This window comes from Colwellia echini, assembly GCF_002843355.2.
Classification (GTDB): Bacteria; Pseudomonadota; Gammaproteobacteria; order Enterobacterales; family Alteromonadaceae; genus Colwellia; species Colwellia echini.
Window position 1 is genome coordinate 1 of record NZ_PJAI02000002.1, and the last position, 11302, is coordinate 11302.

Annotated in this window: 11 protein-coding genes; 8 read left to right on the forward strand and 3 right to left on the reverse strand. The window is 36.2% G+C overall.

Features of this window, described 5'->3' with window-relative positions:
• Positions 1 to 259 precede the first annotated feature (259 nt).
• Positions 260 to 595, reverse strand: a complete 336-nt coding sequence (gene fdxA / locus CWS31_RS02635) for a ferredoxin FdxA (RefSeq protein WP_101343901.1) — start codon at positions 593 to 595, stop codon at positions 260 to 262.
• Between the two features lie 149 nt (positions 596 to 744).
• Between fdxA and CWS31_RS02640 the strand changes: the two genes are divergently transcribed.
• The 8 genes from CWS31_RS02640 to CWS31_RS02675 all read left to right on the forward strand — a co-directional run bounded on the left by CWS31_RS02640 (position 745) and on the right by CWS31_RS02675 (position 8891).
• Positions 745 to 2424, forward strand: coding sequence for an NAD(P)/FAD-dependent oxidoreductase (locus CWS31_RS02640; RefSeq protein WP_101343774.1), 1680 nt, complete (start codon positions 745 to 747; stop codon positions 2422 to 2424).
• Between the two features lie 266 nt (positions 2425 to 2690).
• Positions 2691 to 4601: a threonine--tRNA ligase gene (thrS, locus tag CWS31_RS02645; RefSeq protein ID WP_101343775.1), complete on the forward strand. Its 1911-nt coding sequence runs from the start codon at positions 2691 to 2693 to the stop codon at positions 4599 to 4601.
• A gap of 179 nt (positions 4602 to 4780) precedes the next feature.
• Positions 4781 to 5338 (forward strand): translation initiation factor IF-3, encoded by a 558-nt coding sequence (gene infC / locus CWS31_RS02650; protein WP_101343776.1) that lies wholly within the window; start codon positions 4781 to 4783, stop codon positions 5336 to 5338.
• Positions 5339 to 5531: 193 nt separating this feature from the next.
• Positions 5532 to 5726, forward strand: a complete 195-nt coding sequence (rpmI, locus tag CWS31_RS02655; RefSeq protein ID WP_033094689.1) for a 50S ribosomal protein L35 — start codon at positions 5532 to 5534, stop codon at positions 5724 to 5726.
• A 15-nt stretch (positions 5727 to 5741) separates the two neighbouring features.
• Positions 5742 to 6101 (forward strand): 50S ribosomal protein L20, encoded by a 360-nt coding sequence (gene rplT / locus CWS31_RS02660; protein WP_101343777.1) that lies wholly within the window; start codon positions 5742 to 5744, stop codon positions 6099 to 6101.
• 249 nt (positions 6102 to 6350) lie between these two features.
• A complete protein-coding gene (locus tag CWS31_RS02665) occupies positions 6351 to 7454 on the forward strand; it encodes a phosphoribosylaminoimidazolesuccinocarboxamide synthase (RefSeq protein WP_101343778.1) in 1104 nt (367 codons plus the stop codon).
• A 448-nt stretch (positions 7455 to 7902) separates the two neighbouring features.
• Positions 7903 to 8241, forward strand: coding sequence for a MerR family transcriptional regulator (locus CWS31_RS02670; RefSeq protein ID WP_101343779.1), 339 nt, complete (start codon positions 7903 to 7905; stop codon positions 8239 to 8241).
• A gap of 71 nt (positions 8242 to 8312) precedes the next feature.
• Complete coding sequence (locus CWS31_RS02675) at positions 8313 to 8891, forward strand: NAD(P)H-dependent oxidoreductase (protein WP_101343780.1); 579 nt, start codon at positions 8313 to 8315, stop codon at positions 8889 to 8891.
• A gap of 385 nt (positions 8892 to 9276) precedes the next feature.
• Here the strand turns inward: CWS31_RS02675 and CWS31_RS02680 are convergent, their stop codons facing one another.
• Both CWS31_RS02680 and CWS31_RS02685 read right to left on the reverse strand, forming a co-directional pair.
• Complete coding sequence (locus tag CWS31_RS02680) at positions 9277 to 9927, reverse strand: OmpA family protein (RefSeq protein ID WP_101343781.1); 651 nt, start codon at positions 9925 to 9927, stop codon at positions 9277 to 9279.
• Complete coding sequence (locus CWS31_RS02685; protein WP_101343782.1) at positions 9927 to 11291, reverse strand: TolC family outer membrane protein; 1365 nt, start codon at positions 11289 to 11291, stop codon at positions 9927 to 9929. Before CWS31_RS02685 ends, CWS31_RS02680 begins: the two co-directional genes overlap by 1 nt.
• Between the last annotated feature and the right edge of the window lie 11 nt (positions 11292 to 11302).

An 11302-nucleotide genomic window follows, 5' to 3' on the forward strand; every position in this document is an offset into this window, starting at 1 on the left:
TCCCAATAACCCGTTATTGGCTTCGCTTTCCCGCCTTGTACTACGAATAATTAAAACTATTGTAGATACGTGAATACAAATAGTTGATATTGTTATACTTTAAAATTTCATTATCCCGAACTCAGGTTAACTAGTTTAAGCCTTATTGAACAAAATAGTCGATACTTTTAATGATTAATTTTAGCTATTAATTGTAATAATATGATCTATCTGAAAATTAATGTTTTTAGGGGGAAGCTGTATTTATAGGTCAACGAAATTAATCGTCTAGTTGAGTATCTAGGTATTGTATTTTGTCGGTTACGCCATCCCATTTTTTTGCATCGTCTAAAGGTGGTTTAACTTCTGTGATTCTGGGCCAGTGTTTGGCTAGTTCAGCATTAAGCTCTATAAATTCTTTCTGGTCTTCAGGTACTTCATCTTCTTGGTATATTGCATCAGCAGGGCATTCAACTGGGCATAAATCACAATCAATACAATCATCCGGGCTAATCACTAAAAAATTAGGACCTTCATAAAATGCATCGGCGGGACAAACCGCTACACAGTCAGTGTATTTACATAAGATACAGTTATCAGTTACTACAAATGCCATAGGAGTATTTAAAATCGTTAAAGTGGTTATCAATAATGAGGTAGATCATACCTTTGTTGAGCGCAATTTCAATCTCTTGTTTATAAAATGATAGCGTACAGGTAAAATACCGAAAAATATTACTCTTCTCCTGTTGGATTGCATAAAGAATGATTCGTTTAACCAATATTAAACTTGCGCTTGACCATAAAGATCACGAACTTGAACAAGCTGTTTTATCTAAACTATCTATTAACGCCGATCAATTAGTAAACTTTAGCGTATTTAAGCGTGGTTATGATGCACGTAAAAAAACGAATATTATTTTAATTTATACTTTAGATGTCGAAACCACCCTGAATGAACAACTACTTGTTAATTTTGGTAATGATAATCAAGTAAAAGCAACACCAGATATGGCTTATAAGTTTGTAGCACAAGCGCCAAAAGAACTTAAAAATCGTCCTGTGGTAATTGGCATGGGGCCATGTGGATTATTCGTAGGTTTAGTTCTTGCACAAATGGGCTTTAAACCGATTATATTAGAGCGCGGCCAAGAAGTAAGGCAACGCACTAAAGATACCTTTGGATTTTGGCGTAAAAAAATATTGAATACCGAATCAAACGTACAATTTGGTGAAGGTGGTGCAGGTACATTTTCTGACGGTAAATTATATAGTCAGGTTAAAGACCCAAAACATTATAGCCGTAAAGTATTACATGAATTTGTTGATGCAGGCGCACCAGAAGAAATTTTATATGTTAGCAAACCTCACATTGGTACTTTTAAATTAGTGACCATGGTTGAACAAATGCGCGCTAAAATTTTTGAGTTGGGTGGCGAAATTCGCTTTAATCAACGTGTAGATACCATTCATTTTGTTGATAATGATGGCGCTGAAAAAAACACACAAGGTATCGAAGGCTACCAAAATCAAAAAGTAACTGGTTTAACACTAGCTACCGGCGAACATATTGAAACCAACCATATTGCTTTAGCCATCGGCCATAGTGCCCGTGATACTTTTAGTATGTTGTTCGACTCAAATGTTTATATTAAAGCAAAACCTTTTTCTGTCGGTTTTAGAATAGAGCATGAACAATCAGTTATCGATGAAGCACGTTTTGGTGAGAATGCAGGTAACGAAATATTAGGCGCTGCAGATTATAAACTAGTGCATCATTGTAGTAATGGGCGTTCAGTTTACAGCTTTTGTATGTGCCCAGGTGGCACTGTTGTTGCTGCTGCTTCAGAAGAAGGACGTTTAGTAACTAATGGTATGAGCCAATACTCTCGTCATGAGCGTAATGCTAACAGCGCCATTGTTGTTGGAATTGAGCCGAGTGACTATGTAACTAGCGAGTTTGCTTCAACGCGAGATTACGTACTTGCTGGTATGGAATTTCAACGTAAATTAGAAGAAAAGGCTTATGCGCTTGGAGGCAGTAATTATGATGCACCAGTGCAACTTGTAGGTGACTTTTTAGCTGGGCGTAAAAGTGGCGAACATGGCAGCGTTACACCATCATATAAACCAGGTGTAAGGTATTGTGATTTAAGTGAAACCTTACCTGATTATGCTGTTGCTGCTATTAGAGAGGCACTTCCTGCTTTTGAGAAGAAAATTAAAGGTTTTTCTATGAGCGACGCTACCTTAACGGCGGTAGAAACTCGTACCTCATCACCGATTCAAATTACTCGAGATAAAGAAACATTACAAAGCTTGAACACGCAAGGTTTATACCCAGCAGGTGAGGGCGCAGGATATGCGGGCGGAATTTTATCTGCAGGTATTGACGGTATTAAAGTTGCTGAAGCTATGGCGTTAGCTATGATGGCTGAGCAATAATAGTTGCTGATAATGACTAAGGTTTAGGTAATAGTCGCTAGCAAAAAAGAACTAAAATTTTACCAAAGCCCTTGTTTAAAAAGAGTAAGGCTTTTACAATTGTCGCCGTAAATTTATATTTCAAGAAAGAGAGTTAAGCTCTTTTTTATGTTCAGGATGAACATTAGTAGGTAACCGCAAGAGGCGACAGCCAATACCATTTATTTTAAATTATTAATAAATTCATGCGACGCTTGGTATGCGCCGCCACTGAATAAGGAACAAACATGCCTGTAATTACTCTCCCAGATGGCTCACAACGTAGCTTTGAACAAGCAGTATCTGTAATGGATGTTGCTCTTGATATTGGCCCAGGTTTAGCAAAAGCGACCATTGCTGGCCGTATTAATGGAAATCTTGTTGATGCGTGTGAATTAATCACCCAAGACGCTGACTTACAACTTATCACCAGTAAAGATAGTGAAGGTCTTGAAATTATACGTCACTCTTGTGCACATTTATTAGGGCATGCAATAAAGCAATTATACCCAAATGTTAAAATGGCTATCGGTCCGACTATCGACAATGGTTTCTATTATGACATTGACCTTGAAGAGTCAATTACCGAAGACGATTTAGCTAAGCTTGAAAAGCGTATGACTGAACTAGCGCGTACAGGCTATGAAGTTGTGAAGAAAACTGGTACATGGCAAGACGCTTACGACGCTTTTACGGAGCGCGGCGAAACTTACAAATTACAAATTCTTGATGAAAATATCGAGAAAACAGATACCCCGGCTTTATATCATCACGAAGAATACATTGATATGTGTCGAGGTCCTCATGTACCAAGTATGCGTCATTGTCATCATTTTAAATTAATGAAAGTTGCCGGCGCATACTGGCGTGGTAACTCAGACAACAAAATGTTGCAACGTATTTACGGCACAGCATGGGCTGATAAAAAACAACTGAAAGCTTATATTGTACGTTTAGCTGAAGCTGAAAAGCGTGATCACCGTAAAATTGGTAAAACATTAGATTTATTCCATTGGCAAGAAGAAGCACCAGGTATGGTGTTTTGGCATAACGATGGTTGGACAATTTATACAGAATTAGAAAAATTTATTCGTGAAAAACTTCATGAATATGACTATGACGAAGTAAAAGGTCCATTAATGATGGATCGCGTACTTTGGGAAAAATCAGGCCACTGGGAAAAATACGCAGAAAACATGTTTACGACAACGTCGGAAAAACGTGAGTACGCGATTAAACCAATGAACTGTCCAGGTCATGTGCAAATATTTAACCAAGGCTTAAAGTCGTACCGTGATTTACCGCTGCGTATGGCTGAGTTTGGTTGTTGTCATCGTAATGAACCATCAGGCTCTTTACACGGTTTAATGCGCGTTCGTGGTTTTACTCAAGATGATGCGCATATTTTCTGTATGGAATCACAAGTTCAAGCTGAAGTAAGCAAATGTATTCAAATGGTGTACGATGTTTACGGCTCGTTTGGTTTTGAGGACATAGTCGTTAAATTGTCAACACGTCCTGAAAAACGTATTGGTAGTGATGAAATTTGGGACAAAGCCGAAGCTGGTTTAGCTCAAGCGTTAAAAGATAACGACATCAAGTTTGAATATTTACCTGGAGAAGGTGCATTTTACGGTCCTAAAATTGAATTCACATTAATGGATTGTTTAGGTCGTGGTTGGCAATGTGGTACAGTACAACTTGATTTTGCATTACCAGAGCGTTTAGGCGCAACTTATGTTGGTGAAGACAACGAAAGATATACTCCGGTAATGATTCACAGAGCTATTTTAGGTTCCTTAGAACGTTTTATTGGTATTTTAATTGAAGAATACTCAGGTAAGTTCCCAACATGGTTATCGCCAATTCAAGCGACAATTATGAATATTACCGACAAACAAGCGCCATATTGTGAAAAAGTTGTTAAAAAACTCAAAGAAAATGGCTTTAGAGCAAAAATAGACTTGAGAAATGAGAAGATAGGCTTTAAAATCCGCGAGCACACTTTGAAGCGAGTTCCTTATTTGCTAGTTGTTGGTGACCAAGAGATGGAAGCTGGCGAAATTGCAGTTAGAACTCGAAGTGGTGAAGATTTAGGAAAAATGTCTGTTGATAGCTTTATCGCTAAATTAAGCGAAGAAGTTAAAACAAGAATATAAACTAACTGACATACATTAATTTAATATTATAAGTGATAATTTTATCACTTATAAAGTAGAGTTTTATGTCTGTTTGCGGAGAAAGCGCTGAGTTGACCAACGTCAATAAGCACTTTTGATAAATAAACAGATATAAAGCTCAATTTATAAGTAAATAAAAAAGAGTTCTTTGGAGGAACATGGCTATTAAAGGTGGACAACGAGGCGGGCGTAAAGAGCCAGCTCATCGTTTAAATGAGTTAATTACAGATATACTAAATAACGAAGTTCGATTAATTAAGTTTGACGGAGAGCCTGGTGGCATCGTTACTTTAGATGAAGCAATGGATCAAGCGGATGACGCTGGTGTAGATCTTGTTGAAATTAGCCCTACTGCTAAACCACCGGTTTGTCGTGTGATGGATTACGGCAAGTTTATCTATGAGAAAGCTAAAGAACAAAAAGAACAACGTAAAAATCAGAAACAAATTCAGGTTAAGGAAATTAAATTCCGTCCTGGTACAGATGAAGGCGATTATCAAGTGAAATTACGTAGCTTGAAGCGCTTTTTGGAAGACGGCGACAAGGTCAAGGTTACATTACGTTTCCGTGGCCGTGAAATGGCCCACCAAGAGCTAGGTTTACAACTTTTAACTCGCGTTAAAAACGATTTAGAAGAGTTAACCGTGCTTGAGTTCTTCCCGCGTAGAGCGGAAGGGCGTCAAATGGTGATGGTCTTAGCCCCTAAAAATAGATAATTTTTGGTTTGACAAGTAATAAGTTATTTTCGGATAACTTATTCACCAACTTTATCTTTACGCTGGTAGTAAAGGCTTGCAAGTAAAGTGATTAAGTTAACATTTATGTTTACTGAGTCATTTTCGCCCTCGCTACTTAATATTTGGCATATACCTTCTTTTTAAAGAAAGTATAAATTTGAGAATTATTCACATGCCTAAAATGAAAACCAATAAAGGTGCTGCAAAGCGCTTTAAAAAAACAGCCTCAGGCTACAAGTTCAAACAAGCTGGCCTTCGTCATATCTTGACTAAGCGTCGTACTAAAGTTAAGCGTCATCTTCGTGCTAAGTGCATGATCGCCGCATCTGACATTAAGTCAGTTAAAAAACTTTTACGTCACGGTTAATTAGGAGTATAGAAAATGGCTAGAGTAAAACGTGGTGTACAAGCTCGTGCACGTCACAAAAAGGTTCTAAAGCAAGCTAAAGGTTATTACGGTGCACGTAGTCGTGTTTATCGTGTTGCTTTCCAAGCAGTAACTAAAGCAGGTCAATACGCTTACCGCGATCGTCGTCAACGTAAACGTCAATTCCGTCAACTTTGGATCGCTCGTATTAACGCAGCAGCTCGTCAAAATGGTTTATCTTACAGCAAATTCATCAATGGCTTGAAAATAGCTTCAATTGAAATTGATCGTAAGATCCTAGCTGACATCGCAGTATACGATAAAGCAGCATTTACTTTCTTAGTTGAAAAAGCGCAAGCTTCTTTAGCTGCCTAAGTTAAGAATGTAGTTTAACTAGGCCTTATTAGGTATTGGTTAAACTTGAAAAAAGGACGCTTTATAGCGTCCTTTTTACTTTTATACGTATTACTTATATAGGTATGTTAAATTACGTATAAATAATAATATTTCACCAAAACGACTTACTGCTTAGTACTTAACTGTTTAGTAAAAGTGTACAAGTCGCTTTAGTAAAACACTATTTTAAACATTGAAATATTTGATAATTAATCACGAGAAATAATGATGAACTTAGCTGATAAAGTTTTAGCCGTTAATAATGATCTTCCTATTCGTACTAATGCACCTGTTCATAGCGGTAAAGTGCGCTCTGTATATTGGTTAACTGAAACTGATAGCAAGCGCCTTATTGAAGAAAAGGGCTATGATGTACCTAGCGATACTTCATTAGCCATTATGGTTATTAGTGACCGTATTTCAGCCTTTGACTGTATTTGGTCTGGTGAAAACAATATGCGTGGCGTACCTGGCAAAGGCGCGGCTTTAAATGCTATTTCTAATCACTGGTTTAAATTATTTAAAGATCAAGGCTTAGCTGATAGTCATATTTTAGATATACCGCACCCATTTGTATGGATTGTACAAAAAGCTAAGCCAGTGATGATTGAAGCCATTTGTCGTCAATATATTACGGGTTCAATGTGGCGCGCTTACACCAAGGGTGAGAGAGATTTTTGTGGTATTGAATTACCAGAAGGCTTAGCAAAAGATAGTAAGCTACCTAAGCTATTACAAACACCATCTACTAAAGGAATTTTAAAAGATATTCCAGGTGTTCCTGCAGTTGATGACGTAAATATTACCCGTAAAAATATCGAAGACAATTTTGCGTCATTTAATTTTAAATCAGTTGAAGATATCTCTTTATATGAGAAATTATTAACTGAGGGGTTTGACGTTATTTCAACGGCATTAGCAAAAATAGACCAAGTGTTTGTAGATACTAAGTTTGAATTTGGTTACGTTAAAGATGTAAATGGTGAAGATAAGCTTATTTATATGGACGAGGTAGGTACGCCAGATTCTTCACGTATATGGGACGGTGAAGCTTACCGTGCGGGCAAAGTGGTTGAAAACTCAAAAGAAGGGTTTCGTCAATTACTCCTTAATCACTTCCCAGATCCTGATATTTTATTAAATAAAGATCGTATGGATGAGCGTGAAGCGTTAGCACGTGATAACGAATTACCTTTATCTGTGCTAATGGATGTCTCAAAAACTTACACAGAGATAGCTGAAAAAATAACGGGTCAGAAAATTATTTTATCGGATAACCCAAAAGCTGAAATTATTGCAATTTTACGTGAGCAATATCAATTAATTGATTAAGAATGTAAATTGAGTACGTAGCCACTATTCACGCTAGCAATTGATTACTTAATTGTGTAAAGGTTGAGTTAACATAAGTAGCTTGACGATAAATGACAAATCTTGTGATATATATAAAAGCTTCTGAATTTATTCAGGAGCTTTTTTGTTTTGAAATTCAAATAGTATTTGAGGATAACAGTGAAGGTTATTCGTATTTTCCTTATTTCCTCAAAAACAGTTGGTTCTTGCTTGTACCTCGCATATTATAATCAACAATTTTTAGCCTCTTAGTGAGGCGTTGAGGCTGTAGAATAACTCATTCAGCCAAAGTAACTGATTTTTTTATGCTCCTGTATCGCACTGTAAACCGTTAAAATGATATAGATAATGCATTTGGTACCCCTGATTTAGGGGGAAATTAATAACAAACGAGTAATTCTACAAGCTCATTAAAAGTCGGTAGCATATGTACATCGGTGAAGCATCAAAACAAGCGGGTTTATCTATCAAGGCTATTCGATTCTATGAAGAAAAAGGATTAATCAGGCAGCCTAACAGAAAAGGCCGATATAGAGTATATGATGAAACAGATTTAGAACTTCTCATATTAATTAAAGAGGCAAAGGACTTAGGAATTCCCTTGTCCAAGCTTAAAAGCGTTATTATTTACAGTAATGGTAAGATTGATTGGAAGGAAATAAAAAAATTTTTAAGAGAAATCAGAGAGCAATTAAGTAGTAAAATTGACGATATAAATAAACAAATCAATAATCTTGATAAATGCTATAACCAGATAATTCCCTAAATTAATATTTGACTCTCCCCTTAAGGGGAGACAGTACACTGAATCTCAAATAATTAATATTGGATAATGAGATGAGTAAACGAGTATTAGTTCTAGCAGCAAACCCTAAGAAAAATAGTTTTATAAGTTCTTTAGCTGAGGCGTATGCAAACTCAGCAGAAAAAAAACATGAAGTTCGGCTGTTAAAAATATCAGATATGGAGTTTAACATGGATCTTTCGGGTGGGTATGAAGTGCAAACTTCTATGGAGGATTCGTTAGAGTCATTTCAGGCTTCGCTAGAGTGGTGTGAACACCTAGTTATTCTTACACCCCTTTGGTGGGGGTCGTTACCTGCAAAATTAAAAGGATTAATTGATCGAACATTTTTACCTGGTTTTGCATTTCAATATGAAAAAGGTAAATTGATCCCCAAAAAACTACTAAAAGGTAAAACAGCCCGAATTATAATGACGATGGATACTCCCCCATGGTATTACTCTATAATTCAAGGAGCACCAGCTATCAAGCAGTTAAAGGCAACAACACTCGAATTTGTTGGTTTTCACTCTGTGAAAAGTAAAATGATTGGCCCCATTATAAGCTCTACAAAAAAGTCTAGAACACAATGGATTAATGATGTATCAAAGCTCGGATTTACTGCTAATTAAGCTAAGATTATTTTACTCATTAAAAGGAAGCTCCATGACAATTATAAAGCTTTTAAATCCAGGAGAGATTTGTCTAAAGTTAGTACTTATAGCAAACAAGTATCAAAAGACATAATGAAAGCTTCAGGAACCCTCTCGATGGGAAGATCACATTTTTGGTGTAATTGGGTGGCATAACTCATGAAATTATTCATTAACTTTGCTTTCCTGACTCTTATTTATACTACGAAAATTTAAACTATTGTAGAGGATATAGGTAAGTGATTGATACTATTAAACTACATGCTTTATTATCCTGAAATCAGCTTAAATAGTTAATTAAAGTAACCCAAGTTATTGTTGGGTTACTTTATCAAAAAGGTATGAATTTAATGATTTTGGGAGGTTACTTTATACTTTTCTGAGTTTTTTCACTTTCAGTAAAAATATCCCACTTTACTTCATAATCTTTATAATCTTTAGGCCATTGCAATACAGCAATTAAACGAGTTTTTCTGCCTTGTAAACTTGCGGGAATATGATTTTTCATGTTGTACACTTCATCTTTTAAGCGATTGGCTGCAACATTATTTTTTAACAATATTGATTGTACTGTATTAATTCTTCGCTTCGCTAGTTTTTCATTATAAGCATTAGTTCCTTCAATGCTGGTATCACCAATAAGATACAAACTTGTTTCAGGGTATTTATTTAGGAATGTTGCCATTTCTACCACTCTTTTTTGCTCAATTTTACTTAAGTGATATTTATCAAAGCCAAAATCAATTACTCGATATTTAACTTTTGGTTTACCGGTTAGCTTTTCACAGCCATCATTACTGATAACTGCATCGTCAGGAGTTGTTAAACACAAATCTCGGGCATTTATTACGCCATCTAGATCAGTGTCTTTTAAATCGCGTGTTTGCGCTTGTAGAGGATCTTGTTCGTTATAAAGCTCAGGGTTTGTTATACAAGCAGTTAAACTAGTTAAACAAAGTAGTAACATTGACTGGCGAGTGGTGTTAAAAATATTAGTGAATATTGAATATTTCATTAGTTACTTACCTCTTGCGCTGTTGAACTTGTTGTTTCATCAGTTTGATTATTCTCTTCATCGTCGTTATCTTTTAGCTTCCAAGCATCAGGTGTATCTACCCGTAATTCTTCAATTAATTTTCCTGTAGCGTTAATTAAGCGATATCGGGCTTTCTTTTCATCAAAAGAGGCTTTTAAGTAATTTTTTCGTGCATTAAATAATTCAATTTTTGAGTCGAGTACGTCTAATAGCGAACGACGACCAATAACAAATTGCTGCATATAACCTTTTTCTGTTTGGGTAGCAAAGTCTACATTTTGACGGTAAAAGCCTTTTTGCTCACCAACAAAATGAAAAGCATTCCAAGCGAGGGTAGTGCCTTCTATTACTTGGCGATAGGTATTGTTTCTGATCGCTTTTGCTTCTTCTTTACGCCATGCAGAAGCTTCAGTTCTTGCTGTTGTTCTACCACCGCTATAAATATCGTAACTCATGGTTAGCATAATACGACCATCATCGTCTGGTCCTTCAAAACCACCGATATTGTCGTTATTATTTATATCAAGCTCTAAATCTATTTTCGGCCAAAAACCACTTTTATCACGATCCATTTGTTTTTCTGCCGCTTGAACATCAAAAATTGAGGCTTTAATTTCTGGATGGTTATCTTTAGCACGATCAATAGCTATATCTAACGTTTCAGGTAAATAATTTGAATCGACTTCCGGATTATGCAAATCAATAGGGTATTCACCGACTAGATCAAAATACTGAGCTTTTAAATCAAATTGATTGTTTCTTGCAGCTAATAAACCAGAGTTTGCAGTGGCTAATCTTGATTGAACTTGAGCAACATCAGCGGCACTACTTAATCCTTTTTTGGCTCTATTTTGTATATTATTAAGAATGTCTTCGTGATCTTTAATATTTTGCTCTGATAGCTCAATTACGCCTTGGCTTTGAAATAGGTCGATATAAATTTGTGCTATTTCAAGACTTAAATTTTCAGCGGCAGAAATCAAGGCTTGCTGATCGGCTTTAATTTCATAGTCTAAACGAGCAACTTCATCAACGGTTTCAAAACCAGAAAATAATGATTGGGTAACACGTAAGCCTAACTCGCGACGATTTAATTCTGAGTCATATTCACGGCCATTATTGTATGTGATTTTTTCATAACCTGTAGCGGCATACACTGATACTTGTGGAAGATAGTCACTAAAGGCTGCACGCTTATCTTTATATTTAGCTTCAAATTGAGCATATTTTTGTATCAATTGTGGGTTATTCATCATGGCTTGGGCAATAGATTGCTCAAGCGTCAGTGCTTGCACCGAAGCACTGCAACCTAGCAAAACAGGTATGATTAAATATTTATGCATCTTCATTTCCT

What these genes read in the sequence shown, in the direction of transcription:
- CWS31_RS02640 (WP_101343774.1), top strand. Translation starts at nt 745, where the DNA reads ATGATTCGTTTAACCAATATTAAACTTGCGCTTGACCATAAAGATCAC.
- CWS31_RS02675 (WP_101343780.1), top strand. Translation starts at nt 8,313, where the DNA reads ATGAGTAAACGAGTATTAGTTCTAGCAGCAAACCCTAAGAAAAATAGT.
- CWS31_RS02665 (WP_101343778.1), top strand. Translation starts at nt 6,351, where the DNA reads ATGAACTTAGCTGATAAAGTTTTAGCCGTTAATAATGATCTTCCTATT.
- infC (WP_101343776.1), top strand. Translation starts at nt 4,781, where the DNA reads ATGGCTATTAAAGGTGGACAACGAGGCGGGCGTAAAGAGCCAGCTCAT.
- CWS31_RS02685 (WP_101343782.1), bottom strand. Translation starts at nt 11,291, where the DNA reads ATGCATAAATATTTAATCATACCTGTTTTGCTAGGTTGCAGTGCTTCG.
- fdxA (WP_101343901.1), bottom strand. Translation starts at nt 595, where the DNA reads ATGGCATTTGTAGTAACTGATAACTGTATCTTATGTAAATACACTGAC.
- rplT (WP_101343777.1), top strand. Translation starts at nt 5,742, where the DNA reads ATGGCTAGAGTAAAACGTGGTGTACAAGCTCGTGCACGTCACAAAAAG.
- rpmI (WP_033094689.1), top strand. Translation starts at nt 5,532, where the DNA reads ATGCCTAAAATGAAAACCAATAAAGGTGCTGCAAAGCGCTTTAAAAAA.
- thrS (WP_101343775.1), top strand. Translation starts at nt 2,691, where the DNA reads ATGCCTGTAATTACTCTCCCAGATGGCTCACAACGTAGCTTTGAACAA.
- CWS31_RS02680 (WP_101343781.1), bottom strand. Translation starts at nt 9,927, where the DNA reads ATGAAATATTCAATATTCACTAATATTTTTAACACCACTCGCCAGTCA.
- CWS31_RS02670 (WP_101343779.1), top strand. Translation starts at nt 7,903, where the DNA reads ATGTACATCGGTGAAGCATCAAAACAAGCGGGTTTATCTATCAAGGCT.